Origin of the sequence: Maricaulis sp. (genome assembly GCF_048269565.1) — a bacterium.
Classification (GTDB): Bacteria; Pseudomonadota; Alphaproteobacteria; order Caulobacterales; family Maricaulaceae; genus Maricaulis.
Genome location: NZ_JBLXIK010000007.1, coordinates 113,633 through 140,105, shown reverse-complemented (window position 1 = coordinate 140,105; position 26,473 = coordinate 113,633). Strand labels below are relative to the sequence as shown.

Below are 26,473 nucleotides of genomic sequence, written 5' to 3'. Positions count from 1 at the left end.
TCGCCAGAAACTTCCTCGCAGCAGTCGCCATCGTCTCAGTCAGACTCTGGCTCAGACATTATGAGTCCATGACCTAGCGGACCAGGCCGCCGCCCTTCAGCCCCAACATCAGGACAGATGCATCCATCGGCGAGGGGCTGAAACCGTGATGCCGGTAGAAGGCCGCCGCATCGGCGTCTATCGCGTGCACAATGAGCGCGCCTATCCCGGCGATCCGGGCGGCCCGTAGCGTGCGCAGCAGCGCATCCTTGAGCAGGCCACGCCCGACGCCCTGCCCCTGCCAGCTGCGATCCACAGCCAGCCGCCCCAGCAGCATGACCGGGACCGGTTCGGGCATGTTCCGGCGCACGTGTCCCGGTGCATCAGCATGGATCACCGCGCCGGTCGCCAGGCTGTAATAGCCCGCCACGCGCTCGTCTTCACACACGACATAGGTCCGTGAAGCCCCGTTATGCTCAATCTTGATGGCGCGGCGGCGCAGCCAGTCGTCCAGTGCGGGCGTGCCGCTCTTGAAGGGCTCGACGCGATGCTCCCGCGCGAGCGGTTGCGGCGGGCGCAGGCTCACTTTTCCCAGGGCGATTTCGAGACCACCAGGTCAGCAACCGCTGCGCCAACCGGCGCATCAAGCTGGTGCTCGAAAGCCGCGAACTCGCTATCGCTGAGCTGAAACAAACGCCGGTCGAGCAGGACATTGGCGCAGCATTGCGGGCGCTGTCGAGCATGAATTCGGTGCGCGACTGGCCCCGGGCGGCGGCGGCACGGTCGATCAGTGCCTTCTGGTCAGCGGGGATGCGCAGATTGATGACGTCGCGGGCGGGCGGATTGGAGCGGGCAGAGCCGGACATGGGACGAGCCTTGGGCGTACAGACTGATATACATTGTACACACGCTCATAGCCCGACTGTCGATTCGACCTCAGCCCGGCAAGGCGTGCAGATGCACGTCGCGGCCGGAATGTTCGCGCAGGATGGCGGTCGCGCGGGCCTCGTGGTCGGCGTCGCGCGTGCGCACCCAGAGCAGCAGGCCGCCATGGAGAAGCTGTTCCTCGATATGATTGGCGTGGCTCTCGCCGACCAGGGCCGCCAGACCGGTACCGATCAGCCCGCCCGCAGTCCCGCCGACCAGGGCTGCCGCCGCGGCGGCTGCCAGGGCGCCGCCGGACGCGACAATGCCGCCAACCGCCGCCAGGGCACCGACATACATCAAGCCGCCGATCAGCCCGCCCTCGGCATCGCCGAGCGATTCCAGCGACACGAAGGCCGTCCGCGGCACGTCCGGATCGTCCTCGAGTTCAGCGGGCCGGGCATAGGCATGGCCGAGCTTGTCCTCGACCGCTTTCTCGCTCGCCAGCAGGCTGAGCTCGGCGCGGTTGAAGCCTGCCCGCAACAGCGCATCGATGGCGGCCTGCAGCCGGTCGGCATTGTCGAAATAGCCGACGGCTTCGGTCAGTGTTCTGGTTTGGTGAGTGTCAGACATGCGATCTTCCTCGTTCCGGCCTAGATGGCGTTCTGCTTGGTTGTCTTGACCCGGTTGGCATCACAGCCGCCCGTCAGGGTTTCAAGCGCGAGGGCAACGCGCCGGACCATCAGGGGCTTGTTGCCCTGCATGCCCTCTTCCTCGGCGACGGCCACTTCGCTCGCGTCATATTTCCAGCGGCGAAGCAGCTCGATTTTCTGGGCGTCGGTCAGCCCGGGCTGGGTCAACACGTCTTCCGGCCCATCGAACTCGTCGGCCGGGTCCAGCAGGGCCTTGTCGTAATCGATTGTCCGGCTCATCGGCGGCTCCCTTTTTCCAGGCGAAATCCGTGCGCACAGCACAAACAGTGCGTGCCGGTAAAACCCTAACGTCATTATGGTTGGAAATCACGCCGGAACGGGTGCGACATATCCGGCATGGCGGGCGGCGGAACCGTCATCAGCACTCGCAATTTCCGCTGGAGGAACTAGTCTGGACGCCATGAGCCAGCCGCCCCCCGATCCCGACGCCTTCCGGCGCGCCCTTGCCATCACCACGCGGGCGATTGCCGGCGACAAGGAGCTTGATGTTCGCTTCGGCGGCGAGATTGCCGGGCTGAACGGCGGGCGCATGGTCCTGCCCAATCCCGGACCGCAACCGAGCGCCAAGACGGCCGCTGCCGTGCGCGGCCGGGCCGACGCACTGGCGCTGCGGCTCGCCTATCATGACGAGGCCGGTCACGCCCGCGCCCTGCCGCCGGGCGCGACGGCGCGGGCGATCTTCCATGCCGCCGAACAGGCGCGGGTCGAAGGTCTGGGCGCGCGCGAGATGCGCGGCATGGCCGCCAATCTTGATGCCGCCCTGGTCGACCGCTGCCGCCAGAAAGGCTGGCAGAATGTCACCGAACGCGAACTGGCGCCGATGGAAGAGGCGCTGGCCATGCTGGTGCGCGAGCGCATCAGTGGCCATGACGCCCCGGCCGAGGCCGACGGGCTGATGCGGCTGTGGCGGGACCAGCTCGAGCAGAGAGCGGGGACCTCGCTGGATGGTCTGGCGGTGAATGCCAATGACCAGTCGGCCTTTGCCGAGATGCTGCGCTCGGTGATCAAGGATCTCGACCTCGGCGACGAGCTCGGTGGCGATCCGGAAGAATCGGACAATCCCGAAGACGAGGATGAAGGTGTCGAACGCGAACAGCGCACCGGCGAGGACGAGGACGAAGACGGCCAGTCCGATGACACTCAGGACACGCCCGATGCCGCCGGTGAAGCCGGCGATGATGACGAGACCAATGCCGACAGCGATGATGCCGACACCCGCGTCGAATCGATGGATGACGAGGGCGCGGCGCAAAAGGCGATGCGCCCGAACTGGCGTCCCGGCGACGAGAATGATGCCACGGCCTACAAGGTGTTCACGCGCGAGTTTGACGAAGTCATCCAGGCCGCCGATCTGTGCGACACGGAAGAACTGGCCCGCCTGCGCAAATATCTCGACGGCACACTGAAAGGCCTCGACCAGGTCGTCGGCCGTCTCGCCAACCGGCTGCAGCGCCGGCTGATGGCCAAGCAGGAGCGCGCCTGGAAGTTCGACCTCGAGGAAGGCATGCTCGACGGTTCGCGCCTGGCGCGTGTGATCGCCGATCCGACCCTGCCGCTGTCCTACAAGGCGGAGAGCGAGACCCAGTTCCGCGACACCATCGTCACCCTGCTGATCGACAATTCCGGCTCGATGCGCGGCCGCCCGATCATGGTCGCGGCCGCCTGTGCCGATATCCTGGCGCGCACGCTGGAGCGCTGCGGCGTCAAGACCGAAGTGCTCGGTTTCACGACCAAGGCCTGGAAAGGCGGCAAGTCGAAGGAGAAATGGCTCGCCGAGGGCAAGCTGCCGCAACCGGGCCGGCTCAATGACCTGCGCCATATCATCTACAAGGCCGCCGACACGCCCTGGCGCCGGGCCCGGGTCAATCTCGGCCTGATGATGCGCGAGGGCCTGCTGAAGGAAAACATCGATGGCGAAGCCCTGCTCTGGGCCTGGAAACGCCTCGCGGCGCGTCCGGAACAGCGCCGCATCCTGATGGTGATCAGTGATGGCGCACCGGTCGATGACGGGACCCAGTCAGCCAATCCCGCCGGCTATCTGGAACGGCATCTGCGCGAGACCATCAAGCTGATCGAGACCCGTTCCGACGTGCAATTGCTCGCGATCGGCATCGGCCATGATGTCACGCGCTGGTATCGCCACGCCGTCACCATCAATGATGTCGACCAGCTCGGCGGCGCCATGACCGACCAGCTCGCCGGCCTGTTCGATGAAGACAGACCGGGGCCGGCCAGCGTCTCCAGCGGCCGCGTTGGGCCACCGACCTCAACCCTCAAACGTGCGGACACGGCCGATATGGGTGCCCGCCGCTAGCCGGAGCCTGCCATGAAACACCCTCTTCTGGTCCTGACCGCCCTGCTGGCGGCCGCCTGCTCCCATGCCGGTGATCCCTCGGCACCTGTTGCAGGCCTGGCGCCGGGCGCAGACCCGGCCCTGACCGTGCGCGCAGTGCCGCTGTTTACCGAGACGCCGGGCCGGTTTCGCACCGGGGCGCTTGAATGGCGCGGCGGGCTGGAAATCGCCCATGAGGACGAGCGCTTCGGCGGTCTGTCGGCGATGATCGTATCAGAGGATGGCGCCCGCCTGCTCGCGGTGTCCGACAGCGCCTGGTGGGTGACGGGCCGGCTGGACTGGGCCGAAAATGGCCATCTGACCGGCTTCGATACGCTCAGCATCGCCACCATGCGCGACGAGAACGGCGACCATCTTGAAGGCGTTCGGGGCGATAGCGAAGGTCTCGCCGCCCTTGGCGACGGCCGCTATGCCGTCAGCTTCGAGCGCGAACACCGCATCTGGGCCTATGATATCGGCCCCGGCTGGGACCAGGCCGACGCGGCGCGCCCGGTGCCGGTGACCGGCCCGGTCCCGACGGCTCCGGTGCAGAATAATGGCGGCATGGAAGCCCTCGCCGATCTGGGTGATGGCGGCCTGCTGACGGGTTTTGAATACCCGCTCGGCGACGGCACAGACTATGATATCTGGCACAATACCGGGCAGGACTGGCAAGCCACCGCCATGGCGGCGCTGCCGGAATACGGCCTCACCGGCATGACGGTGATCGATGGCCAAGTCTACGCGCTGGAGCGCTTCTACAGCCCCGCCGACGGCAACCGCATCCGCATCATCCGCTTCGCCGAGGCCGATCTGGGCCGCGATGCGGTGATCGAGCCGGACGTGCTCGCCGAGCTCGGCCCGGAAAACTCCGTCGACAATTTCGAAGGCATCACCGCCTTCCGCCGCGGTGAGGAACTCATCCTGCTGATCGTCTCGGACGACAATTACCAGGCCTACGGCCCCCAGCGCACCCTGTTGATGGCGTTCTCGGTCGTGCGCTAGCCTTCATCGCCCTGGTGAAAGGCGCCAGCGGCCTCGAACGCCACCTCGCCATCGACCACGGTCATCCACGGCTCGACGGTGAGGATATCCGCCTCGGGGATGGTCATGATATCGGCCGAGAAGATCGTGAAGTCGGCGAGCTTGCCCTGTTCGATCGTGCCCAGCTCGTCCTCGCGGAATGAGGCATGGGCCGGCCATAGCGTGAAGAGCTTGAGCGCATCGGCGCGCGACAGTGCCTCTTCGCCATGCCAGTCATCGCCCTGGAAACCATCGAGCGAGGCGCGCGCCGTCGCGGCATAGAATTCGATCCGCGGATCACCGCGCTCGACCGGGGCATCGCTGCCGCCGGTGATGTGGGCGCCGGCATCGAGCAGGCTCTGCCAGGCATAGGCGCCGGCCAGGCGGTCCTCACCCAGACGGTCCGGCGCGAAATAAAGATCACCGATCGCGTGCGAGGGCTGCATCGACGCGATCACGCCGAGTTCGGCGAAGCGCGGGATGTCCGCCGGATCAATGATCTGGCTGTGTTCGTCGCGCCAGCGATGCTCGGCCAGGGCGCGTTCGTCTGCCGGTACATTGGCGAGGGCTTCTTCGACCCAGTCGAGCAGGATCCGGTTACCGCGATCGCCGATCGCATGCACATTGATCTGGACGCCCGAACGCAGGGCCTCGGTCATGACGCCGAGCATTTCATCGCCTTCGGGGAAGAGCAGGCCGGAGCTTTCAGGGCGGTCGGAATAGGGCTCCAGCAAGGCCGCGCCGCGCGAGCCGAGGGCCCCGTCCATATACATTTTGACGGCCCGGGTGATGACCAGGCCATCGGCGGCAATGCGCGGCGTCTGGGTCGCGAGCCAGGCATAACCGTCCGGATTGATCGAGATATAGTCGCGGATCGGCAGACGGCCCGCTTCGCCGAGCGCTTCGATCATTTCGACATCCTGGTAGGGGACCGACATGTCATGCGCCCCGGTCCAGCCCATGCTGGCCAGGACTTGCGCGCCCTCGGCATAGGTATCGGCGCGCACGCTGCCGCTCGGTGCCTCAACCAGGGAACCGACGGCGTATTGGGCCGCATCGATCAGCATGCCATCGGGTTCGCCATCGGCCTCGCGCAGGATCTCGCCGCCATCCGGTGCGACACTGTCCGCCGTGATGCCCGCCTGCTCTAGCGCCAGCGTATTGGCGACCGAGGCATGGCCGTCGGCGCGGGTCAGGATCACTGCGTAGTCGGCGGCGACCGCGTCGAGATCATGACGGTTGGGGAAGCGGCCTTCGGGCCAGTGAGTCTCGATCCAGCCGCGGCCATAGAGCACGCTGCCCGGTTCCAGCTCTGCGGTCGCGGCAGCGATTCGCGCCTGCAGGTCGGCGATCGAGGTGACATCCTCAAGATTGAGCGTGCGCTCGCGCGACCCGACGCCGAGCACATGCACATGGCTGTCAGTGAAGCCGGGATACATCGCGCCGCCATTGAGATCGATCACGCGGGTGTCCGCGCCGATCCAGATCCCGGCGCCGGCCTCGGGGCCGGCAAAGACGATGCGGCCGCCCTGCACGGCCACGGCCTGCACGCGGGGCTGATTGTCGTTGGCGGTGTAGATATCGCCGCCCCAGAACACCAGATCGGCGGCCGGCATGGCGCCATCGGCGGCCTGGTCGAGCGCGGCCTCATCGGGGGCCGGCACGGCTGTTTCGCCGGATGGCGCGCCGCAGGCGGCAAGCGCCCACAGGCAAAAGGGCATCAGGAATTTCATCGCGCGCATATCAGCCTCCCCCGCTTTGTGGGGCGCAAGCTAACCTTGTCGGGCGCATACGACAACGCCCGCTGCAAGCAACGGGCGTTGGCACAATAACGAAGAGAGCCGGATCAGGCTTCCGCTGTCGCCTCGGGAGCGGCAGAGGCCTTTTTCAGGGCGCGTTTGATCTTCAGGGCCTTGTCGGACAATTTCTCGTCACGGGCCTTGAGCAGGAAGGCATCGAGCCCGCCCACATGATCAACGCTGCGCAGTGCCTTGGCGGCAATGCGGAGCTTGAAATTGCGGCCCAGCTTCTCGGAAGCAAGGGTCACATCGCACAGATTCGGCAGAAAGCGACGGCGGGACTTGTTCATCGCGTGGGAAACATTATTCCCGGACATAACACCCGTACCAGTCAGTTCGCAGCGACGCGCCATAGTCGCACCTTTCCAAAAATAAAAACTTTCGCTCGGGCCTTGCGACCAGAGTGGGAGCGGGCGAGATAGAGGAGGCGGGTCGCCTCGTCAAGCTTGCGGCGTTCATCTTGCAGTGGGTTTGGGTATATTATTGCAGTATGAAGCCGTCAATTCGGACCTCCCGGTCCACGACAAGGAGTACAGGGCGTGAAACATGTGTGGTTAGCAGGCGCTGCGGCGCTGGGTCTGGTTCTCTCCGGCAGCGTCGGCAATGCCGATGACGCGGCTGATATATCGTCGGCCGCCCCGCCCGCCGGCACACATGGTGTGACGGTGCAGTATTCCGGCTCGGTCCTGATCTTTCAGGTCGCCGATATCAGCATCAACAGCGAGTTTGCCGATGACACCTATCAGGCGGCCGCACGCTTCACCGCCGCGGGTCTGGCCGCACTTTTCACCGATGCCGATATCGAGGCCGGGGTGAGCGGTTATCGCGATGGCGCCGAGCTGCAGCCCTATCGCTACAGCCATCTCAATCACGCCAGCTCGAAGAATCGCATTGTCGGGATCGACTTCCCCGACGGCGTCGCCATGCCCGACGTCAATCCACCCTTCGGCAATATGGGCGAACCCGCCGCCTCCGACGCGGACCGGATCGGTGCCCGGGACCCGATTTCGACCCTGCTCGCCATGGGGCTCGGTGCCGTATCGTCGGGAAGCTCGCATTGCGATGGCCGCCTGCCGGTCTTTGATGGCCGCGCCCGTTATAATCTGCGCTTCGAGGATGGCGGTCTCAGGGATGTGCGCACCCGCGCCTGGAGCGGCGAGGCGCTGGTCTGCCGCGCCTATTACGAGCCGATTTCCGGCTATGAGGCCGATGAATTCCCCTCCGCCGATGATATCGCCGAACCGATCGACTTCTGGCTTGCCCCGGTCAATGGCGGCGAGTTCTACGTTCCGGTGAAGATCCGCACCAATGCCGGATTTGGCGGCGTCACTGTCACGGCCCGCTCGATGGAGACCTACTGACCGCTCCCGCCACTCGTCTGTACCTGCCGGGTGGCCTAGGATTTCCGGGTTCAACGGAATCAATCGAGCTGAACGGGAGAGCGGCGTGACCACGCAGCGCGACACGGACAGCCAGATCACGGCTGCCCTCGGACCGACCAATACCGGCAAGACGCATCTGGCGGTCGAGCGCATGCTCGGCCGTTCGTCGGGCATGATCGGTCTGCCGCTGCGATTGCTGGCGCGCGAGGTCTATGACCGTGTCGTGCGCGCCAAGGGTGCCGCCGCCGTCGCCCTGGTCACCGGCGAAGAGAAAATCGTGCCGAAATCGGCGCGCTATTTCATCTGCACCGCCGAGGCGATGCCGCTCAATCTCAATGTCGCCTTCATCGCCATTGACGAGGTCCAGCTCGCCGCCGATCCGGAACGCGGCCACGTCTTCACCGACCGCATGCTGTATTGCCGGGGTAGCCAAGAAACCATGCTGCTCGGTGCCGCCACGATGGGGCCGTTGATCCGCGAGCTGGTGCCGTCAGCCCAGATCGAGACGCGCGAGCGATTCTCCCAACTGACCTATACCGGACCGGCGAAACTGACGCGCCTGCCGCGGCGCTCGGCGATCGTCGCCTTCTCGGCCGAGTCCGTCTACGCGATCGCCGAACTGATGCGGCGCCGGCGCGGTGGTGCGGCGGTGGTGATGGGCGGTCTGTCGCCACGCACCCGCAATGCCCAGGTCGAGCTCTACCAGTCCGGCGAGGTCGATTTCCTCGTCGCCACCGATGCCATCGGCATGGGGCTGAACATGGATGTCGACCATGTCGCCTTCGCCGAAAGCCGCAAATTCGACGGCCGCAAGCGCCGCCGTCTCAATGCCGCCGAGCTGGCCCAGATCGCCGGCCGTGCCGGGCGGTTCCGCAATGACGGCACGTTCGGCGAAACCGCCGATTGCGCCCCCTTCGAGCCCGATCTGGTGCGCCGGATCGAAAATCACCAGTTCGCGCCGGTCACCAAGCTGCAATGGCGCAATCCCGATCTCGACGAGCGCTCGCTCGACAATCTCCTGGTCTCGCTGGCCGAACCGCCCGACCATCCGGCGCTGGAGCGGGCGCGCGAAGCGATCGACGAGCGCACCCTGGCCCTGCTCGCCACCGACCCGGACATTCGCGACCGCACCGCCTCGATGGCCGGCGTGCGGCGGCTGTGGGATGCCTGCCGCTTGCCCGATTTCCGCAAGGCGACGCTTGATGCCCATGCCAGCCTGGTGCGGACCATTTTCCTGCACCTGACCGGCCCGGCCGGCCATCTGCCCGATGACTGGCTCCATGGCCATCTGCAGCGCCTCGACCGCACCGATGGCGAGGTCGATGTCCTCGCGGCGCGCCTGACCCATGTGCGCACCTGGGCCTATGCCGCCCATCGCCCCGACTGGACCGCCGATCCGGAGCAATGGCAGGAACGCACGCGCGAGATCGAGGACGCGCTGTCCGACGCCCTGCACGAAAAGCTGATGCAGCGCTTTGTCGATCGCCGTACCGGTGCCCTGATGAAAGGCCTGCGCGACGAGCGCGAACTGCTCGCCGGCGTCTCGCCCGAGGGCGAGGTGACGGTCGAGGGTCATTATGTCGGCCGCCTGGCCGGGCTGGCCTTCAAGCCCGATGCCCAGGGCCGCGAACTGGCAGCGCGGGCGCTGCGCTCGGCCGCGATCGAGGCGCTGAAGCCGGAGGTCAATCGCCGGCTCGGCGCCCTCGCCCGGGTGGAGATCGGCGATATCGTGTTCGGCGAGGACGGCAGCATCGGCTGGCAGGGCGAGGCCGTGGCCAGGCTCACCGCCGGTCCGGAACCGCTGCGGCCGGCCGTGGCGCTGATCGGCGCCGAGATCGGCGCCGCCGAAGCCCGGGCCCGCGCCCGCTCGCATCTCGAACGCCTGGTCAGCCAGCTGGCGCAGACGCGTCTGGCGCCGCTGCTCAAGCTTCGCGACGGCGCCAATGGCGACAGTCTGGCCGGACTGGCCAGCGGCATCGCCTGGCGCATGTTCGAAGCGGGCGGAGCGCTGGCCAGAACCGAAGCCGGCACGGAGATCCAGGCGCTGTCGCCAGCGGAGCGGCGCGCCCTGCGCTCGCTGGGCGTCCAGATCGGCGAACACATGATCTATATGCCGGCCCTGATCAAACCCGCCGCCGCCCGGCTCAACGCCCTCCTGCGCGCTGTCCATGCCGGCGATCGCCGCCCGGCCTGGCGGCCGGCACCGGGACTGACCTCCCTGCCCCGTGACAAGAGCCGCTCGGCCGCCGACCATATCGCCATCGGCTTCCAGCCCTGCGGCCCGCGGGCCGTCCGCTTCGATATTCTCGAGCGGCTGGCCGACATCATCCGCGATGCCCGCACGGCGCGCGGCAAGGGACAATTCACCCTGACGCCAGACATGACCGCCCTGCTCGGCTGCAGCGTCGAGGATCTGCGTGGTGTCCTGTCGGCGCTCGATTACCGGCGGCTGCAAAAGGGCAAGACGCCGCCAGCCGATGCCGAAGAAGTCTGGACCCGCCGCCGGCGTCCGCCGCGCCCGGCCTTGCCCGCAGCGGCTACACCCGTGCCGGTCGATCTCGACAATCCCTTCTCGGCCCTGGCCGCGCTGAACCTTGCCCCGCCGGCCCCGCCGGCCCGCAAGGCCAATGGTGACCGGCGGCGCAAGCGGCGGCGCCCCGCGCGCAAGGCGGCCGGGCAATGAGTGCGGCGCGCGAGACGCAAGCCGATGAGGCGCAGCGCATCGATCTGTGGCTCTGGCATGCGCGGATCTTCAAGACCCGCACGCTGGCCACGGCGATGGTCGCCAAGGGGCGGATCCGCCTGACCGCCAACGGCCTGACGCGGCGGCTCTCCAAGCCGTCCGCGCTGGTGCGCGCAGGCGATACATTGACGCTGCCCAGAAATGGTTCGATTGTCTGCCTCACCATTCTGGCACTGGCCCGGCGGCGCGGCACAGCGACGCAGGCCCAGGCGCTGTATTCCCTGCCGGACCGGGAGCACACCGATACCGGCACCAGTCCGCAATAGCCGGGAGCCCGGACATGTTTGACAAGTTGAAACAGATGCTGGCCAGCACGCCAGCGGTGCCGCGGCCGGAGCTCGACCCGCATGTCGCCGCCACCACCCTGCTGGTGGAAGCGGCGCTGGCCGACGGCATCTACGCCGATTGCGAACAGGACCAGATCAGGGAAATCCTCGCCGCCGCCTTCCAGCTTGATGCGCAGGCCGTTGAGCGTGTGCTGGACCAGGCCGAGGAGCTGGCCGAGGCCGCCGTCGACCATCACCGCTTCACCAAGGTGGTGAAATCCTGTCTTACCGAGCAGGACCGGGTCGCCCTGATCGAGCAGCTGTGGATGGTCAGCCTGGCCGATGGCGAGAAATCCCCCTTCGAGGATGCCTTTGTCCGCCGTGTCGCGCCGCTGCTCGGCATCGATGATCGCGAGCGGGTCTTTGCCCGCGCACGTGCGGAAGCCAGGGTCCGCCACCGTTGACAAAATCGGGCCGGCAGCCCATGTCCGGCCAGACCCGCCAATCTCCTGCATGACCGGTAGCCATGACCTATATTGTCACTGACGCTTGCGTACGCTGCAAATACACCGATTGCGTCGAAGTCTGCCCCGTGGACTGTTTCTACGAGGGCGAAAATTTTCTCGTCATCCATCCCGATGAATGCATTGATTGCGGCGTCTGCGAACCGGAATGCCCGGTGGAGGCGATCAAGCCCGATACCGAGGATGACCCGGACGGGAAGTGGCTGGCAATCAATTCGAAGTTTGCCGAGACCTGGCCAAACATCACCATTCGCAAGGACGCGCCGGCGGACGCCGATGCGATGGCGGAAGAATCCGGAAAGTATGAAAAGTATTTCTCGGAAAAACCCGGATCCGGCGACTGAATCCGGCCTGCCAGCCCGCGCCGGCGTTTGAATTTCATGTATTTTTGTGATATGTAAGTCACATTGATGGGCAGCGCGTCTGGCGCGGCCCGCTTTTCTGCGTGGTGGTTTGCACACAAATCTTGCCGATCTCGAAGCCGGATGGGTGCCGGAACTTCTTTGAGAACGCACGGCAATCTTTTGTACCCGATCAGCTGTAGACCACCGCGGGAAGAGCCTAGCGAAAGTGTATCAATGACGAAGAAAACCGCCAACGACAACAGATCTTTCAAACAAGGCGATTTCATTGTGTACCCGGCTCACGGTGTTGGCCAGGTATCCGGCGTTGAGAAAGATTCGGTCGCAGGTTTCGATATCGAAGTGTACGTCGTGACCTTCGAGCAAGACAAAATGACCCTGCGGGTGCCAACCGCAAAAGCCGATGTCTCCGGCATGCGCCCGCTTTCCAGCGACCGCATCGTCAAGGACGCGCTGAAAACCCTCAAGGGCAAGGCCCGGGTCAAGCGCACCATGTGGAGCCGTCGCGCCCAGGAATATGAAGCCAAGATCAATTCCGGCGATCTGATCATGATTGCCGAAGTGGTTCGCGACCTGCACCGCGCCGAGGACCAGCCGGAACAGTCCTATTCGGAACGCCAGCTGTATGAATCCGCTGTCGACCGCATGGTGCGCGAACTGGCTGCCGTCGAGAATATCGAGCACGAAAAGGCGCGCGATCTGCTCTCGGCCTCCCTGATCAAGAAAGCCGCCTAGGCTTCGCGAACAGGCACAGCCGCGCCGGCAGGCAGATCCTGCTGACGAGGCGTGCCGACAAAGCCTGCAGACACAAGCTGAAGACGCCCGGCCCCGCGCCGGGCGTTTTTCGTTCGGGCCGAGCCAGCTTCGCCAGGGCCAAATCTCATTCCGGTCCCGGTTTCACTGTGGCTGCGTTTCGCTGTGGCTGCGTTTCGCTATGGCTGCGTTTCGCTATGGTCAAGGTTCGGCATGGCCCGGCCTGGCAACGGGGCCAGCCCAGACGTGCGATCAGGGCGCATGGCCGGGCAATCACCCACACGGCGGGCCGCCCGGCGGAATGCCTTTGGGAGGTGCCGTCACCGGCAGCGGCCCTGACGTGCTGCAGAGACAACGTGCCGCGAAGCGGAAATGCCGCCGGACCGGTCAGTCTAGTCGCCAAGCCATTCGATCCGTTCGGGATGATCGATCCGCATCATCGGGCCATTCTCCGCCTCCAGCCAGCCGCGCACCCGGATGCGCTGCCCCGCCAGATCGGCAAGTGTCTGGTCCGCGGCCTCGAACGCCGCCTCATCGTCGGCCTCGATCAGCACGGTGAAGTCGGTGCGATAGTCGAGCCCGAAATTGACATAGGTCCGGCCCGAGCGCAGCCGGGTGACTTCCAGAACCCGCCCTTCGACCAGCTGGACGGTGCCGATATCCTGGGCCAGCCGGTCCGGGTCGGTATCGCGGACCTGGAAGGCCGGATCGGCCCACAGCCCGATGCCGCCGGCGCGCGCCTCGGCCTCGAGCGTCAGCAATGACAGGGCAGCGCCGCGATTGCCCGGATGGCTGAGCACCCGCGCCAGTCCGGCCGAGACCATCGCCGCCTGCACCCAGACGTCCTCGCCCGCCCCGGCCAGATAGGCCTGGGCAATGGCGCGGTCATAGCGGTCGCGTTGCAACCCGTCATAACGCAGCCGGACCTCCCGGCCGTCCAGATGGCCCTGCAACCAGGCCCGGCCGGCCTCCGGATCGGGCGCATCCAGTTCGGCCAGCCGGACTTCGAGCGGGCCTTCGCCGGTCTGCAGCGCCAGGCTGAGGGGGCCGGATACGGCCATGACCTGCCCCGTCTCACCGCTTTCGAAGGCGGCACCGGGTTCCTCGCAGGCGACGACGAACACCATCACAATCAGTTTGAGAACATCCGGCATAGCCGCCCTCCTCGATTCGACGCGACGCCACTATACCCATTATGATTGCACATCACAACCTTCAATTGATTTGATCCGGACCACACCGGACTGCGACTGCCATCACAGGCTGCGGCAGCGTTTACCAATCCTTTCATTCTGGAGCGTTAGCTGTTGCAGACACTCTGATCAGGGAATCGCGCCATGAACGCCTACGCCTATACCGACGACACCCAGACGCAGCCCGCCGAAGCGACCGGCGACGCCCGCGCCATTGCCGAAGCCATTGGCGAGACCGCCGCGCGTGCCTCGCAAGGCGCCGATGCCGCCGAGATTGCCCGCGATACGATGAACCAGATCGAGGAATCGAGCCAGGTTCTCGAACGCCGCGTCGAGGCCCTGACCGATGCCTCCAAGCGCATCAACGCCATTCTGACGACGATCGAGGCGATCGCCAGCCAGACCAATCTGCTGGCCTTGAACGCCACGATCGAAGCGGCCCGCGCCGGTGAGGCCGGCCGCGGTTTTGCTGTCGTCGCAGGCGAAGTGAAAGCCCTGGCCGGCCAGACCGCCAAGGCCACCGAAGACATTGCCGCGCGCATCTCGGCGCTCGACAATGAAGTGAAGGAAATCCTCGACGGCGTACGCGGCTCCGGTGTCTCGGTCGCCCGCGGCAAGGAAGCCGTCGACCAGATGACCCGCGCCACCCAGGAAGTCTCGCACCAGCTCAACCGCATCCGCGACCAGGTGCACTGAGCCGCAGGCCCGGCGGCACCTGACCGGCGACAAACGAAGCAGGGGCGGCTGGCTGAACAGCCTCGCCGCCCTTTTTCCTGCGCACGGGGGAGCGCCGGACCTTCCCGCCAGGCCTTCCGCAGTGTGCCCTGCAATTGTCACTGCCCCCCGATCTCGGGCAAGGTCACAGCATCGAAACCCATGTGACTTCCAGGAGCAGTATTATGAGCCATACCCCCCACGAACTCGCGGCCGATTTCCCGGAATATGCAGAGCAGTTGCACGCGCTGAAGGAAAGCAACGCCCATTTCCAGAAACTCGCCGACAGCTATCACGCGCTCAATCGCGACATTCACCGTGCCGAAACCAATGTCGAACCGACATCGGACGACCAGCTGACCGATATGCGCAAGCGCCGCATGGTGCTGAAGGATGAAATCAACGCCTTGCTGAAATCCACCGCGTAAACGCGGGCCGTGACGCCATCCGGCGTCACCGACGGGGCTGTGCCGGCGAAGGCTCCGGCCTCCCCCGGCCGCCCCCGCCGGCCCGGGTGGCCGGCAGGCCAAGGGGCATGCCTGCCCGTGGCATGAAAGGCGGGACTTGATTTGAACGCCCCGCTATATCAGGAAGAGCCACACCGAGACCCCGTAGCTCAGCAGGATAGAGCAACAGATTCCTAATCTGTAGGTCGCGCGTTCGAATCGCGCCGGGGCCACCATTGTTTTCAATGGGGTAGTGAGGAAACGACTGCCCAGAACAGATATAAAGCTACCACCGAGCTACTAATGCCGCGAGTTTCACGAAGCCGGTTCAGTTTTCAATGTACTGATAGGCACGCCCAATAGGCGGCTACTCCTTCGGCGAGGAGTAACCGTCGTTCAGTAACGCCATCGAAATACTCACCGCGTCTGACAGCAAGTACCACTCATCTTGCGAAACGCCACCCAAGTCGCAAAGCGCGCTGTGCTCTGCAGCGCCAACGGAGTCGGGCAAGACTCGGCCTTCATTTCCGGGCACAGAGTATGACCCCGCCGCCTCACCTGAAGGCTCCGCAAATTGGGCACCCTCTAGAGCCTGCATAGTGCCCGCTCCGCAGTTGGCTCGATAGTACGCCATCGAGCGAAATATCCGGGACCGGTACAGGCGCTGTTGAGCGTCATTGCCGATACCGACGCGCATTATCCAACCCTCCCCCTGGCCAATCGCGCTGCTTTGGACGAAGGAATATGCGTTGTCGGAGTTTGCGACCGGAACCCACTGCGTGGCCTGCTGAGAGTGAGCGGGACCGGCCACTGCGCCGATACAGACAGCCAGCCCGATTAATACAAGCGTTCTCATCCCATCACCTCCTTTTACGGTGCGCCAACCATACGACCTATAGGTGTGATGTAAACTCAGGTGTTGGCCACTCCGTTAGAGCTCTCGCTACTCCACACTCCCAACCACCGCCTGCCCCCAGCGCTCACCGTCACATGCTCCACGGTCGCCTTTTGCTGCCCCTTGCCACGATGCTTGTTCAGGGTGTCTACCTGTTGCGCGTAGATGCGTGCCTGTCACCCATTACCGCCCGCCAGGCGCCTACAGAATCCATTGATTTTCCCATCCTGCCACGGCCTCGCCGCGCAGGGCGCTCCCTGAAACTCTTGCCAAGCAGGGCGCCAGACTGGACTTGACCCGTCAAGGGCGCGGAAGCGCCGCTTCGCGGTCTGGACCCTTGACGGGTCAAGTCCAGTCTGGCCGGATGCCGGCATGGTTTTCAGGACGGGATCTGGCCCTCGCGAGGGCCTTCCCATTTCACGGTTCAGCGCCTGAGGGCCGGCGATCGAGCCGGCCATTCTTGCGGACTGGCAATCAGGGTTTTTGGCGATTGGCACGATTGCGAAAGCCGACCACTGCCAGTGTGATCAGCGCGGTCAGCACGGCCCATGCAATCGCAATGGCCACGCTCAGGGGCAATACCGTTGATAGCAGGGAGGGCCCGGTCCCGGTCAAAAACTCCAGATAGAGCGTGTATATGACGAGAGCGAGTTCGAAGGCACCAACCCCCAAATGAAGATGGGTTGAAAGGTTTCGGTGAACTGTTTCTCGAATTCTCCCGAATTTTCATAGCGATAGTGTTAGCCTAACCGTTCGAGTGAAGGCAAGGCCGTCAACAATATTTCCGCCTGGCAGACCGGCTTGGGTCTGCACCTCACAAGCAACCCATTGAAAACACGGGCACCACAATCGCGGCGGATGATGCCGACCCGTTTGAATTGGCATTGAGAACGCGTCATTCCGAATCTGCAGGTCGCGCGTGTGAACCGCGCCGGGGCCGCCATTTTCGCGGCAAAGCCCGCGAGGGCGGAGGGGGCGCGTTCGGATTAGGGACGGCGGATGAAGACCTGAGCCCTCGTTAGCCCACGTCCAGATTTGCCCGAACCGCGAGCGCAGCACCAATGCCGTCGGCGACTTCCGGGGGAAAATTCTCTGGCATTTCTGCGACGGCGGTTTCGATGGCGCCGGCGGCTGCCTGGCGCAGTTCTTCGAACAAGACCTCAACCTGCTCACCTGGCACGCCGGCCTTTTTGGCGCTCTGCATGAAGTGGTGCGGTCGGATTTTATCGATTCGGTAGTGCCGCCGGTCACCGACCGCCATCGCAAGCTTGAACTCCTGTCGTTTCAATTCATTGACAAGATGATTGGGCTGCGCGGTCATGATGTCGTAGAGCGGCGTCATGCGGTATCGGCCGCCGGGCGTCAGGAAGATGCTGAAATTCTTGGCATGGCCATCCGTTGCGCCGATCATCCAGAAGACAATTTGCGCCTTCAGGAAAGCGAGGCGATCCGCTTCCGGATGGTCACTGCCATTGAGCAGTGAAAGGCACTCATCGAGTCCGGGGCCTCCGTCCGCATTATACTTGATTGTCGGCGGGACGCCGAGCGCTTGGCAGAAATCCTCCTGCGGCACCCGGAGCAAGCGGCCATCACGCGCGCGGATCCGGTCGAAGCGTTCTACGGCGAGCACGCGCACATCCTCGAAATCGTGGATCTGACTGCCGGCAACATCAAGCCCGAGCGCATGGCACAGCCTGAGGCAGAAATGCTCATTCTCGACACTGTGCGTCATGTCGAGACCGTTTGGGAGTTTTCCCATGGCTGGCTTGAGAATGTGTGTGGTTGGGGTCGTCCCCTTGGGTAGACACCAGGCGTCATCCCACAACAGCGCGGTCTTCTCCTGTGCGCCGGCGATCGAGATGCGGAATTCGCGCTCACCATCCGGGCGGATGCCAAGCGGGGCGCTCGCCAGATCGCGAATTATTTGCGCAATCTCGGCATCTGTCAGGGGGGCTGATTCCGGCGGACCTGGCGGCGCGATGGCCTCTCCCTCCGGCAGGAATTGAAGCGCGCCGACGCACTCCCGTCCGATCCCGTTGAGCAGGCTGAAGGCATCAGTTCCCTTTGCCCCGACTTTTTGCGCGACTATCCGCCTGATCTGAGCGTTATCGGGAAGCAGATTGTCGAAGAATGAGGAGACTTCTGCGCCAGTATAGCGCTCTTCGCGCAGCGGCAGTGAGAGCGAAACCGGGATGGCGCGGTCTTCGTCGGCAAGCCAGGCCGGGGCGTATTGGAATGTGATGGCGCCATTCGCGGCGCGGTCCAGAGACCCCACCAGCCGGCCATTGAGCCCCACAGAGAGGTGGGCGCTTTTCTTCTTGCGCGCCACTAGAATATGTCCTCGATCTCGGCGTGAGAGCCCGTCGTCCGGGGCTGGATGACGAGTTCAAGGTCCAGCGCCCGGAGCAGATCCATGATGGTGGATAGCCTGACGCCCTCAAGCCCGCCCTCAACGTCCGAAACCGTGCCCTGGCGCAGCCCTGCCTTGTTCGCGAGCGCGGCCTGCGTGTATTTGCGCAGACGTCGAAAGCGCCGCAGGGCGACGCCAAGTTGTTTTGGTGATCTCACTAGCGCGCTCATGGCCACTCCTGTTTCCAGAAATATACGCCATAGCGGATAAATGGTCAATATACGCGATGACGGATAAAGCGAAATTATACGCAATTACGGATATGCGCTCTAAATACGCCAACACGTATAATTGTGCGGCTCCTCATTGCCACCGACCAAAGGAGAAGACCGATGCAAGACATGGCACCAGCGCCTTGATCGAAGCCGCGAACGCCCCCGCCCCTCTACCCCAGCGTCGCCATATCGACCACAAACCGATACTTCACATCGCCCTTCAGCATGCGCTCATAGGCTTCGTTGATGCCGTCCATCGGGATGATCTCGATGTCGGAGACGAGGCCGTGTTCGGCGCAGAAATCCAGCATCTCCTGGGTTTCGGCGATGCCGCCGATCAGGGAGCCGGCAATGGTGCGGCGGCGGCCGATCAGGCGGCCGATGGAGGGCGAGGGATGCGCCACTTCGGGTACGCCGACCATCACCATGGTGCCGTCGCGCTTGAGGCAGTCGAGGAAGGGATCAAGATTATGCGCTGCGGCGACGGTGTTGAGGATGAAGTCGAGCTGGCCGCGCATGGCTTTCATCTGGTCGCGATCCTTGGAGATCACCACTTCGCTGGCGCCGAGCCGCTTGGCGTCTTCCGCCTTGCCGGGCGAGGTGGTGAAGAGCACGACTTCGGCGCCCATCGCGGCGGCGATCTTGACGCCCATATGGCCCAGTCCGCCGAGCCCGACGACACCGACGCGCTGGCCGGGTCCGACCTTCCAGTGGCTGAGCGGCGAATAGGTGGTGATGCCGGCACACAGCAGCGGTGCAGCGCCGGCCGGATCCATGCCCTCGGGCAGGCGCAGGACAAAATCCTCCTTCACCGTCATGCGCTGGGAATAGCCGCCGAATGTGTGGGTTCCATCGGCAAGGCGGCCATTATAGGTGCCGGTCATGCCGGTTTCACAATATTGCTCCAGCCCGTCATCACAGCTGGTGCAATGGCCGCAACTATCGACCATGCAGCCGACGCCGACCTTGTCACCGGCCTTGAATTTGGAGACCCCGTCACCGACCGCCGTCACCGTGCCGATGATCTCGTGGCCGGGCACGCAGGGGTAAAGCGTATTGCCCCACTCGCCGCGCGCCTGGTGAAGGTCGGAATGGCAAACGCCGCAATACGCGATCTCGATCAACACCTCACCCTGGCCCGGCTCACGGCGATCAAAACGGATCGGCGCCAGGGCGGCGTCGGGGGCAGAGGCGGCGTAACCGAGAGAAGCGGGCATGGGGGGAATCCTTGTGGGTGGTTTGGTTCGTCAATCTAGGCGCTTGAGGCCGCGGGCGAAAGCACCGGCGCTCACCGCAGCCCGATAATCCCCGCCTGGCCGCCGAACACGCCGCTCTGCCCGCGATGGTGCGCGCGGCGGGCGGAGAAGAGGCGGGGCTCTTCGGCATAGGTGCACAGGGCTGAGCGCTCGATCTGATCCGCCGGGATGCAGGCGGCGATCAGCTGGCGGCGGCAGGCTTCGCCGACATCGAGATGAGCACCGCCCTCCTCGTCGCGCGCGGCGAGAATGCCGGCGGTGTCGGTGAAGACGGCCTCGAATTGCGCCACGACTTCCGGGCCGACGCGGTAATTGGCGGCCGAGATTGACGGGCCGATGGCGGCGATCAGGTCGGCGGGATCGGTGCCGTATTCGCGCCTCAGGGCGGCGACGGTTTCGCCGGCGATATCGAGCACCGTGCTGCGCCAGCCGGAATGGATCGCGGCGACAGCGCGGCGCTTCGGATCGAACAGCAGGATCGGGGTGCAATCGGCGGTCTGGCAAACCAGGCCGATGCCGGGCCGGTCGGTGATCATCGCATCGGCCTCGCCGGCGGCCTGATCACCCCGGGGCGCCGCATCGACACGCACGACGGCCCTGCCATGCACCTGGATCGCGAAGGCGAGATAGTCCAGCCCCAGCGCCTGGCGCACGCGTGTCCGATTGGTCGCGACATGTTCGGCGCTGTCGCCGCGCGAGCGCGTCATGTTGAGCGAGGCGTAAGCGCCCTCGCTGACGCCGCCGGCGCGGGTCGTGAAGGCGTGGACGAGACCATCGCGCACCAGCAGGGGCGCGGTGAGAAGATCAAGGCTCATGGCAAGAATCCGGTTTGATCACGGCCGAGATCATAGCCCTGGCGCGCCAGTTCGATCTCGGCCAGGGCGGTGTCGAGCGCCAACCAGTCATCATCCTCGGCGATCCGCGCCCAGATCGCCTCGACGACATCGATCGTCATTGCGACCGGCTCAGTGCGCGCGAAATAGGGATGCTGCAGCCGGTCCGGCCGCTCCGGCGCGTGCTGCATGAAGAGCTCATGCCAGGCCTGGAAGGCCTCACCGGTATAGGCCGCGCCGCGCGGGCCCTGCATGGCGCGCTCCTGCGAGGCTGCGCCGCAGAACCAGTCGAAGATCGCCGCCTCCCAGGGCAGGCGGGTGGCGTGCATGAAGGCGAGGAAGGCGCGCAACATCGCTTCGTCATTTTCGTCACCGTTGGAGGCGACACCGAAGCGGGCGAGGAAAGCGTCCAGCAGGGCCTGACGGTAGAGCGCCGGAAAAGTGTTGAGCGCCGCCTCGAGGCTTGCGCCCTCGCCGGCCAGCGACAGGGCCCCGGCCAATTGCTGCAGCGCCCAGAACACGGCTTCCGGCTGGCGCGCATAGGCATAGAGCCCGCTCTCGTCGAAATAGGCGGCGGTGAAGCCGGGATCGTAATGCGGCAGGAAACGCCAGGGGCCGTAATCGAAACTCTCGCCGGTCAGATTGAGATTGTCGGTATTGAGCACGCCATGGACGAAACCGGCCGCCATCCAGCTCGCCGCAAGGCGGGCATTGGCGGCGACGACCGCTTCGAGCAGGGCCGCGGGGCGATCCTCGCTTTCGGCCAGCGCCGGATAATATTCGGCGATGGCGTGATCGATCAGTGCATTGATGCGTTCGGGACTTTGCTCGAAGGCCTGGCGCTGAAAAGTGCCGAAGCGCAGGTGGGAATGGCCCAGCCGCGTCATCACGGCGGAACGCGTCGGCGAGGGCTCGTCATGGCGCTGCAGCGGCTCCCCGGTCTCGAATACGGCGAAGATCTTGGAGGTGTAGACGCCCAGCGCCTCGAGCATTTGCGCCGCGAGGATTTCGCGCACGGCGCCTTTCAGCGTCAGCCGGCCATCGGCGGTGCGCGACCAGGGCGTCTGGCCGGAGCCCTTGGTGGCCAGATCGAGCAGCCGCCCCTGCCCGTCGCGCAATTGCGCAAACAGGAAGCCGCGGCCATCGCCGATCTGCGGGTTATAGCTGCGGAATTGGTGCCCGTGATACCGCATCGCCAGCGGCTCGGGCTGATTGTCCGGCAAGGGCTCAAAACGCTGGAAATGCGCGATGCGCGCTGCCGGATCGAGCGTGTCGAGCCCGACGGCGGCCGCCCAGCGGTCATTCCAGAAGCGTTCGATCGCTTTTGGAAACGCAGCGGGCTCGACCGGGTCGGCGAAATCGGGACCCAGGGCCATGAAGCGCGGATCGGGCGTGTAGGGCGTATTGTTCGACATGGTGACGAGCTAAGCACTTGCCGCGCAAAACGCAAATGCCTCAGTCGCGCAGGGCATCACCGAGAGCCAGCGCGGCCTTGTCGATCAGCGAGCGGGCACCGGGCAGAACCGCGGTCAGGTTGAAATAGCCGTGCGGCAGCGCCTTGCCGAGCTTGTAGTCCACAGGCACCCCGGCCGCGATCATACGGTCGCGATAGGCCTGGCCCTCATCCATCAGCGGATCGAGTTCGGCCGCAGCGATATAGGCTGGCGGCAAGCCGGCGAGGTCATCCTCGAGCAGCGGCGAGACGCGCTTGTCGCCGGCGTCGCGCTCGTCGGCAAAATGATAGCGCGCGATCTGGTCCAGGGTGATGGCGGAGAAGATATGGCCTTCCAGCGCCTTGAGTTTGGACTTGCGGCGCTCGACCATTTGCAGCAGCGGGTAGATCAGCAGCTGGAAACGCAATTGCCGCCGCCGCGCCTGCGCCAGCATTGCCGCCAGCCCACCGCCGGCCGAATCGCCGGCCACGGCCAGTCGTGCCGGATCGGCACCGACCTCGGCCGCACCCTCGCCGGCGAGCCAGTCGAAAGCGGCGAGCACGTCCTCGACGGCGGCCGGGAAGACATGTTCCGGCGACAGCCGGTAATCCACCGCCAGCACACGCACGCCGCCGACCGCTGCCAAGCGCCGGCACAGGGCGTCATGGCTGTCGAGATCGCCGACGACATAACCGCCGCCATGGCAAAACAGCACACAGGGCGCCGGCACCGTCGATCCGTTGGGAATATAGAGCCGCGCCGGGATGTCGCCGACCGGACCGGGGATCACCAAATCGCGCACCGCCTCCACCGGTGGCGGCGTGACATCGAGATGCGGCGTCGCCTCATGCAGCGCCTTGCGCATATGCGCGGCCGTGCGGCCGGGCTCGAACGGGTCGTCGAGGCCGAATTTGCTCAGTACGCGGGTCCAGGCGGAAGTGTCCATAGGGCTGGATTAGCATAGGCCGTAGCGGTCGCCTATCGCGCCATTTTGCCCCAGCGGGCGCTGAATTTGCGGGTGACCAGGGCTGGAAATCGGTGTGCAGATCGCCTGGCGCACTCTATGACCTCGGATCGACAGCGCAGTTTGCTCGCAAACCCGCCCCAATCATCCGGGAGCCCCCATGTTCAAGGTCGCAAAAACCCAGCACGTCCTGGCAGTGAATGATTTCGATGCCGCCGTAAGATATTTCACGGAAAGACTGGGCTTCACCCTGAACAACACCATTGGTGGCTGGGCATTTCTACAGCTGGATGATTTCCATCTGATGGTGGGAGATTGCCAGGGCGAAGTCCCTGCCAGAGACACGAACAACCACGCCCTGTTCGCCTATGTGAATTGCGAGGGTATCGATGATCTCTACGACCAATACAGGAAGAATGGCGTCCGGTTTAATCAGACCATCGCTGACAAGCCCTGGGGTCTGAGAGAATTTGGTGTCGAAACCCCCGAAGGGCACCGGATCATGTTCGGGCAAACCATCGGCGCCTAGCAAGCCAGCACCGGGGCACAGCGCGCTAGTGAACCGAAAGCGAGCCGGTGCGGCCCAGGCGTCCCGCCAGTGCATCTTCCATCACCGAGCGCAGGGCACGCCAGGCATCAGCGCCCTCGACCTTGCCCTGGCCGTCGAGATCCGTGACCGCCTCGTCGGCATAGTCGATCGCCCGCGGCCCGTGCAGATCGACCATCGTCCAGGCGATCTGGCGGAAGTCTTCAATCGTGATTTGAACATGCGGCGTCATGGGGCTCTCCGGAGCATTGTTATCTTGCCGGAGGAAACGCAAGCCCGGGGCCAGACGCCCCACCCAATTCATCACATTAATTCAATTGGTTACAATTTACAGCCAAACCAGACGGGCGGACAGGTATGCCCTCAGGTCTTTTTTGCCGAGTCGATCCGGCCCGGTGCATAGCCGCCCTGTTCGAGATAATCGATCTCTTCCGGCGTGCTTGTGCGCTGCAGGGCGTCATTGCGATAGGGGAAGCGGCCGAAGCGGCGGATGACCTCGCGATGCTTGACCGCGTGCTCATGCGTGCCCGGGCTGGCGAGACGTTCGCCGGCCAGCTCGACGCAATAATCCTGGTCGGACAGGGCTTCGGAATGCATGAAGGGCATGTAGACGAAGGCGCGGCGATCCTCGGCGACGGCATAGTCGAAACCGCGTTCGATCATCGAGCGGGCGACCTGGCGCGCAAGGGGGTCGAAGGCAAAGGCCTTGCCGGAACCGCGCCAGATATTGCGCGGGAACTGATCGAGCAGCACCACCAGCGCCAGCGCATCTTCCGCATCATCGAGCCAGGCATGATGGCCGGCGCGCAGCGCCGCCGCCTCGTACTCGACGCTGGCGGCAAACAGGCGCCGCATGCGCGCATCGAAAGCCGGCGAGACCCGATACCAAGCCGCCGGACCGGCCTCCTCGAACCAGAAGCGGCGGATATCCGCCGCGGTCACGCGCGGCGCGGTCATACGCGCAGTCGTCCGTCGACGATCTGTTCATAGAGCTCGCGCGTCAGCCGAACATATTTGCCGATCACCGGATGGTCGAAATAGAGCGGATCCTCGATCCGGTCGGGATCAAAGCCTTCCTTCACCAGTTCGACCTTGCGCAGTTTGAATGTGCCCGTCGTGTCGGTCTGCTGTTGCAGCCGCAGGAAGAGCGGGCGCGCGAAGGCCGGCAGGGCGCGATGGATGTGCTCGTGCAGAGCGTCCAGATCGACGACATGATGCCCGGCGACCAGGGCGGCCATCCCGGCGCGACCGGCATGACCATGGACTTCGACGCCATAGACATTGGCCTGTTCGATCCCGTCGAAATTGAGCGCCTCGGCAACCTCGCCGGTCGAGACATTCTCCGACTTCCAGCGATAAGTGTCGCCGACCCGGTCGACGAAATAATAATATCCGAGCCGGTCACGCGTCATCAGATCGCCAGTGCGGAACCAGGCATCGCCGGGCTTGAAGACATTGCGCAGGATCTTCTTCTCGGTGTCTTCCTTGCTGCCATAGCCGTCGAAGCGGAAACGGGCATCCTCGGGATCGATCCGGCCGATCGCCTCGCCGACCTCGTCAGGCGCGCAAGGCACGCAATGGCCATCCGGCCCGCGCAGCGGCATTTCGCTCTCGAGGTCGAACTTGACCAGGTCGATATTGAAGCGGTTGCGCAGATAGGACGGCACGCGCCCGATCGCGCCGGGCTGGTTGGTGGCGTTGACGAGCCCGACATTGCCTTCGGTCGAGCCGTAGAACTCGACGATTTGCGGCAATTTGAACCGCTCCTGGAATTGCTCCCAGACATCGCGGCGCATGCCGTTGCCGATAGCGCAGCGCAGGGTGTGCTGCCTTTCCTCGGGCACTTCCGGCGAATTGACCAGGAAGCGGCAGAGCTCGCCGACATACATGAACAGGGTCGCGCCGTATTTCACCGTATCGGGCCAGAAGGAGGAGGCGGAGAATCTTGGCCGGATCACCAGTGCCCCGCCAAAGGAAAGCGCGCAGCCGACGCCGCACAGTCCCCCGGTGGCGTGATACAGCGGCAGCACCATCATCATGCGGTCGCGTTCGGTGCATTTGGAGGCGATGCCGAAGATGTTGAGGTAATAGAGCGCGCGCACATGCGTCATCAGCGCCGCCTTGGGCAGGCCCGTAGTGCCGCTGGTGAACATTTTCAGCACCGGCTCGGAAGATTTGACCGCTGCCCGCACCGACGGGTCGGGCCGCGCGGTGCTCTGGCGCTGCAGCGCCGCATTGAAATCGCGCGCGCCGGCAAATTCGCCATCGACGCTCCAGGCCTGCGCCTCGATCGTTCCGGCCGCCTCAGCCGACAGATAGGCCTCCGCCAGCGACGTCTCGACAATGGCATGGCTGGTCTGGCCGATGGTCAGGCAATGGGCGAGCGAATTGCCGGTCAGCTGGGTATTGATCAGCGAGGTCACGAGGCCGACCTTCGACAGGCCAAACCAGACCGCGATATATTCCCAGCGATTGGACATGAAGAGCGCGACGGTTTCGCCCGGCTTCATCCCCTGTTCGAGCGCCCAGTGGGCAACCTGGTTGGCATAGGCCTCGAAGGCCGCATAGCTGACCTCACCCTCATCGGTGATGGCCATCGCCTGATCGGCAAAACGGTCAACCGTCTTTTCGATATGATCCGGCACGCGCAGGCCCGATGCCGGCCCGACTTTCTTGATCTGACCAAGCACGCGCAGCATGGCGGACATGAATCCGACCTCGCGCGTAATCGCGGTGAGCACTCCCATAGGCCAATTCTCCCGATTGGTTTTCGACAGAGTATGAGTGCGCGCGTTACGGTCAAGCAAACGCCGTGAAAGCGCCGGGA

General features: G+C 64.7%; 26 protein-coding genes, 1 tRNA gene and 1 pseudogene. 12 read left to right on the top strand and 16 right to left on the bottom strand.

All coding sequences use genetic code 11. From position 1 onward, the window contains the following. Positions 1 to 73: 73 nt before the first annotated feature. From ACN0YL_RS12970 to ACN0YL_RS12955, 4 genes and pseudogenes are all read right to left on the bottom strand, one after another. Entirely contained in the window at positions 74 to 565 is a 492-nt protein-coding gene (locus tag ACN0YL_RS12970) for a GNAT family N-acetyltransferase (protein WP_417498262.1), read from the bottom strand. Positions 566 to 707: 142 nt separating this feature from the next. Beyond that, positions 708 to 845, bottom strand: a pseudogene (locus tag ACN0YL_RS12965) (DUF1778 domain-containing protein); the annotation flags it as partial. 70 nt (positions 846 to 915) lie between these two features. Next, positions 916 to 1,476 (bottom strand): hypothetical protein, encoded by a 561-nt coding sequence (locus ACN0YL_RS12960; protein ID WP_417498261.1) that lies wholly within the window; start codon positions 1,474 to 1,476, stop codon positions 916 to 918. A 20-nt stretch (positions 1,477 to 1,496) separates the two neighbouring features. Beyond that, entirely contained in the window at positions 1,497 to 1,775 is a 279-nt protein-coding gene (locus ACN0YL_RS12955) for a hypothetical protein (protein ID WP_417498260.1), read from the bottom strand. A 181-nt stretch (positions 1,776 to 1,956) separates the two neighbouring features. On the opposite strand from ACN0YL_RS12955, the gene cobT reads away from it, so the two are divergent. Both cobT and ACN0YL_RS12945 read left to right on the top strand, forming a co-directional pair. Next, positions 1,957 to 3,870, top strand: coding sequence for a cobaltochelatase subunit CobT (gene cobT, locus ACN0YL_RS12950; RefSeq protein WP_417498259.1), 1,914 nt, complete (start codon positions 1,957 to 1,959; stop codon positions 3,868 to 3,870). A 12-nt stretch (positions 3,871 to 3,882) separates the two neighbouring features. Next, positions 3,883 to 4,893: an esterase-like activity of phytase family protein gene (locus ACN0YL_RS12945; RefSeq protein WP_417498258.1), complete on the top strand. Its 1,011-nt coding sequence runs from the start codon at positions 3,883 to 3,885 to the stop codon at positions 4,891 to 4,893. Here ACN0YL_RS12945 and ACN0YL_RS12940 read toward each other — a convergent pair. Together ACN0YL_RS12940 and rpmB are read right to left on the bottom strand one after the other, a co-directional pair. After that, complete coding sequence (locus ACN0YL_RS12940) at positions 4,890 to 6,653, bottom strand: amidohydrolase (protein ID WP_417498257.1); 1,764 nt, start codon at positions 6,651 to 6,653, stop codon at positions 4,890 to 4,892. The genes ACN0YL_RS12945 and ACN0YL_RS12940 overlap by 4 nt on opposite strands. 104 nt (positions 6,654 to 6,757) lie before the next feature. Continuing rightward, positions 6,758 to 7,063 (bottom strand): 50S ribosomal protein L28, encoded by a 306-nt coding sequence (gene rpmB, locus ACN0YL_RS12935; RefSeq protein ID WP_417468597.1) that lies wholly within the window; start codon positions 7,061 to 7,063, stop codon positions 6,758 to 6,760. Positions 7,064 to 7,249: 186 nt separating this feature from the next. On the opposite strand from rpmB, the gene ACN0YL_RS12930 reads away from it, so the two are divergent. From ACN0YL_RS12930 to ACN0YL_RS12905, 6 genes are all read left to right on the top strand, one after another. Further along, positions 7,250 to 8,071, top strand: a complete 822-nt coding sequence (locus ACN0YL_RS12930) for a DUF3108 domain-containing protein (protein ID WP_417491031.1) — start codon at positions 7,250 to 7,252, stop codon at positions 8,069 to 8,071. An 85-nt stretch (positions 8,072 to 8,156) separates the two neighbouring features. Beyond that, positions 8,157 to 10,775, top strand: a complete 2,619-nt coding sequence (locus ACN0YL_RS12925; RefSeq protein WP_417498256.1) for a helicase-related protein — start codon at positions 8,157 to 8,159, stop codon at positions 10,773 to 10,775. After that, positions 10,772 to 11,101, top strand: a complete 330-nt coding sequence (locus tag ACN0YL_RS12920; protein WP_417491029.1) for an RNA-binding S4 domain-containing protein — start codon at positions 10,772 to 10,774, stop codon at positions 11,099 to 11,101. The genes ACN0YL_RS12925 and ACN0YL_RS12920 overlap by 4 nt, the downstream gene beginning before the upstream one ends. Before the next feature lie 14 nt (positions 11,102 to 11,115). Then, the gene (locus ACN0YL_RS12915; RefSeq protein ID WP_417491028.1) at positions 11,116 to 11,565 is read left to right on the top strand and encodes a TerB family tellurite resistance protein; all 450 of its coding nucleotides are present in this window, start codon (positions 11,116 to 11,118) and stop codon (positions 11,563 to 11,565) included. Between the two features lie 62 nt (positions 11,566 to 11,627). Next, the gene (gene fdxA / locus ACN0YL_RS12910; protein WP_417491027.1) at positions 11,628 to 11,969 is read left to right on the top strand and encodes a ferredoxin FdxA; all 342 of its coding nucleotides are present in this window, start codon (positions 11,628 to 11,630) and stop codon (positions 11,967 to 11,969) included. Between the two features lie 234 nt (positions 11,970 to 12,203). Then, complete coding sequence (locus ACN0YL_RS12905) at positions 12,204 to 12,722, top strand: CarD family transcriptional regulator (protein WP_417469037.1); 519 nt, start codon at positions 12,204 to 12,206, stop codon at positions 12,720 to 12,722. Positions 12,723 to 13,132: 410 nt separating this feature from the next. On the opposite strand, the gene ACN0YL_RS12900 is transcribed toward ACN0YL_RS12905, so the two are convergent. Further along, complete coding sequence (locus tag ACN0YL_RS12900) at positions 13,133 to 13,894, bottom strand: thermonuclease family protein (RefSeq protein WP_417498255.1); 762 nt, start codon at positions 13,892 to 13,894, stop codon at positions 13,133 to 13,135. A 183-nt stretch (positions 13,895 to 14,077) separates the two neighbouring features. Between ACN0YL_RS12900 and ACN0YL_RS12895 the strand changes: the two genes are divergently transcribed. The 3 genes from ACN0YL_RS12895 (at position 14,078) to ACN0YL_RS12885 (ending at position 15,329) form a co-directional block, all read left to right on the top strand. After that, positions 14,078 to 14,629: a methyl-accepting chemotaxis protein gene (locus ACN0YL_RS12895; RefSeq protein WP_417468590.1), complete on the top strand. Its 552-nt coding sequence runs from the start codon at positions 14,078 to 14,080 to the stop codon at positions 14,627 to 14,629. Between the two features lie 203 nt (positions 14,630 to 14,832). Next, positions 14,833 to 15,075 carry a YdcH family protein gene (locus ACN0YL_RS12890; protein WP_417468589.1) on the top strand — a complete coding sequence of 81 codons (243 nt, stop codon included), beginning with the start codon at positions 14,833 to 14,835 and terminating at the stop codon, positions 15,073 to 15,075. Positions 15,076 to 15,252: 177 nt separating this feature from the next. Continuing rightward, positions 15,253 to 15,329, top strand: a tRNA-Arg gene (locus ACN0YL_RS12885). Between the two features lie 1,677 nt (positions 15,330 to 17,006). Here ACN0YL_RS12885 and ACN0YL_RS12880 read toward each other — a convergent pair. The 6 genes from ACN0YL_RS12880 to ACN0YL_RS12855 form a co-directional block, all read right to left on the bottom strand. Beyond that, positions 17,007 to 18,317, bottom strand: coding sequence for a type II toxin-antitoxin system HipA family toxin (locus ACN0YL_RS12880; protein ID WP_417498254.1), 1,311 nt, complete (start codon positions 18,315 to 18,317; stop codon positions 17,007 to 17,009). Continuing rightward, entirely contained in the window at positions 18,317 to 18,568 is a 252-nt protein-coding gene (locus tag ACN0YL_RS12875) for a helix-turn-helix domain-containing protein (RefSeq protein WP_417491014.1), read from the bottom strand. The genes ACN0YL_RS12880 and ACN0YL_RS12875 overlap by 1 nt, the downstream gene beginning before the upstream one ends. 215 nt (positions 18,569 to 18,783) lie before the next feature. Then, positions 18,784 to 19,830: an NAD(P)-dependent alcohol dehydrogenase gene (locus tag ACN0YL_RS12870; protein WP_417498253.1), complete on the bottom strand. Its 1,047-nt coding sequence runs from the start codon at positions 19,828 to 19,830 to the stop codon at positions 18,784 to 18,786. Positions 19,831 to 19,901: 71 nt separating this feature from the next. Continuing rightward, positions 19,902 to 20,684, bottom strand: coding sequence for a peptidoglycan editing factor PgeF (gene pgeF / locus ACN0YL_RS12865; RefSeq protein ID WP_417498252.1), 783 nt, complete (start codon positions 20,682 to 20,684; stop codon positions 19,902 to 19,904). Further along, entirely contained in the window at positions 20,681 to 22,117 is a 1,437-nt protein-coding gene (locus ACN0YL_RS12860; RefSeq protein ID WP_417498251.1) for a protein adenylyltransferase SelO family protein, read from the bottom strand. Before ACN0YL_RS12860 ends, pgeF begins: the two co-directional genes overlap by 4 nt. A 40-nt stretch (positions 22,118 to 22,157) precedes the next feature. Beyond that, positions 22,158 to 23,081, bottom strand: coding sequence for an alpha/beta hydrolase (locus tag ACN0YL_RS12855; protein WP_417498250.1), 924 nt, complete (start codon positions 23,079 to 23,081; stop codon positions 22,158 to 22,160). 178 nt (positions 23,082 to 23,259) lie between these two features. On the opposite strand from ACN0YL_RS12855, the gene ACN0YL_RS12850 reads away from it, so the two are divergent. Continuing rightward, positions 23,260 to 23,628 carry a VOC family protein gene (locus ACN0YL_RS12850; RefSeq protein WP_417491009.1) on the top strand — a complete coding sequence of 123 codons (369 nt, stop codon included), beginning with the start codon at positions 23,260 to 23,262 and terminating at the stop codon, positions 23,626 to 23,628. A 25-nt stretch (positions 23,629 to 23,653) separates the two neighbouring features. On the opposite strand, the gene ACN0YL_RS12845 is transcribed toward ACN0YL_RS12850, so the two are convergent. The 3 genes from ACN0YL_RS12845 to ACN0YL_RS12835 all read right to left on the bottom strand — a co-directional run bounded on the left by ACN0YL_RS12845 (position 23,654) and on the right by ACN0YL_RS12835 (position 26,393). Beyond that, positions 23,654 to 23,878 (bottom strand): hypothetical protein, encoded by a 225-nt coding sequence (locus ACN0YL_RS12845; RefSeq protein ID WP_417491008.1) that lies wholly within the window; start codon positions 23,876 to 23,878, stop codon positions 23,654 to 23,656. Positions 23,879 to 24,009: 131 nt separating this feature from the next. Then, positions 24,010 to 24,603, bottom strand: a complete 594-nt coding sequence (locus ACN0YL_RS12840) for a DUF924 family protein (RefSeq protein WP_417491007.1) — start codon at positions 24,601 to 24,603, stop codon at positions 24,010 to 24,012. After that, positions 24,600 to 26,393, bottom strand: a complete 1,794-nt coding sequence (locus tag ACN0YL_RS12835) for a long-chain-acyl-CoA synthetase (RefSeq protein WP_417498249.1) — start codon at positions 26,391 to 26,393, stop codon at positions 24,600 to 24,602. Before ACN0YL_RS12835 ends, ACN0YL_RS12840 begins: the two co-directional genes overlap by 4 nt. Positions 26,394 to 26,473 lie beyond the last annotated feature (80 nt).

Bases quoted from the DNA above. Each gene is read 5' to 3' on its own strand.
- ACN0YL_RS12960 (WP_417498261.1), bottom strand. From the start codon at position 1,476: ATGTCTGACACTCACCAAACCAGAACACTGACCGAAGCCGTCGGCTAT.
- ACN0YL_RS12955 (WP_417498260.1), bottom strand. From the start codon at position 1,775: ATGAGCCGGACAATCGATTACGACAAGGCCCTGCTGGACCCGGCCGAC.
- cobT (WP_417498259.1), top strand. From the start codon at position 1,957: ATGAGCCAGCCGCCCCCCGATCCCGACGCCTTCCGGCGCGCCCTTGCC.
- ACN0YL_RS12945 (WP_417498258.1), top strand. From the start codon at position 3,883: ATGAAACACCCTCTTCTGGTCCTGACCGCCCTGCTGGCGGCCGCCTGC.
- ACN0YL_RS12940 (WP_417498257.1), bottom strand. From the start codon at position 6,653: ATGCGCGCGATGAAATTCCTGATGCCCTTTTGCCTGTGGGCGCTTGCC.
- rpmB (WP_417468597.1), bottom strand. From the start codon at position 7,063: ATGGCGCGTCGCTGCGAACTGACTGGTACGGGTGTTATGTCCGGGAAT.
- ACN0YL_RS12920 (WP_417491029.1), top strand. From the start codon at position 10,772: ATGAGTGCGGCGCGCGAGACGCAAGCCGATGAGGCGCAGCGCATCGAT.
- ACN0YL_RS12915 (WP_417491028.1), top strand. From the start codon at position 11,116: ATGTTTGACAAGTTGAAACAGATGCTGGCCAGCACGCCAGCGGTGCCG.
- fdxA (WP_417491027.1), top strand. From the start codon at position 11,628: ATGACCTATATTGTCACTGACGCTTGCGTACGCTGCAAATACACCGAT.
- ACN0YL_RS12905 (WP_417469037.1), top strand. From the start codon at position 12,204: ATGACGAAGAAAACCGCCAACGACAACAGATCTTTCAAACAAGGCGAT.
- ACN0YL_RS12900 (WP_417498255.1), bottom strand. From the start codon at position 13,894: ATGCCGGATGTTCTCAAACTGATTGTGATGGTGTTCGTCGTCGCCTGC.
- ACN0YL_RS12895 (WP_417468590.1), top strand. From the start codon at position 14,078: ATGAACGCCTACGCCTATACCGACGACACCCAGACGCAGCCCGCCGAA.
- ACN0YL_RS12890 (WP_417468589.1), top strand. From the start codon at position 14,833: ATGAGCCATACCCCCCACGAACTCGCGGCCGATTTCCCGGAATATGCA.
- ACN0YL_RS12875 (WP_417491014.1), bottom strand. From the start codon at position 18,568: ATGAGCGCGCTAGTGAGATCACCAAAACAACTTGGCGTCGCCCTGCGG.
- ACN0YL_RS12870 (WP_417498253.1), bottom strand. From the start codon at position 19,830: ATGCCCGCTTCTCTCGGTTACGCCGCCTCTGCCCCCGACGCCGCCCTG.
- pgeF (WP_417498252.1), bottom strand. From the start codon at position 20,684: ATGAGCCTTGATCTTCTCACCGCGCCCCTGCTGGTGCGCGATGGTCTC.
- ACN0YL_RS12860 (WP_417498251.1), bottom strand. From the start codon at position 22,117: ATGTCGAACAATACGCCCTACACGCCCGATCCGCGCTTCATGGCCCTG.
- ACN0YL_RS12855 (WP_417498250.1), bottom strand. From the start codon at position 23,081: ATGGACACTTCCGCCTGGACCCGCGTACTGAGCAAATTCGGCCTCGAC.
- ACN0YL_RS12850 (WP_417491009.1), top strand. From the start codon at position 23,260: ATGTTCAAGGTCGCAAAAACCCAGCACGTCCTGGCAGTGAATGATTTC.
- ACN0YL_RS12845 (WP_417491008.1), bottom strand. From the start codon at position 23,878: ATGACGCCGCATGTTCAAATCACGATTGAAGACTTCCGCCAGATCGCC.
- ACN0YL_RS12840 (WP_417491007.1), bottom strand. From the start codon at position 24,603: ATGACCGCGCCGCGCGTGACCGCGGCGGATATCCGCCGCTTCTGGTTC.
- ACN0YL_RS12835 (WP_417498249.1), bottom strand. From the start codon at position 26,393: ATGGGAGTGCTCACCGCGATTACGCGCGAGGTCGGATTCATGTCCGCC.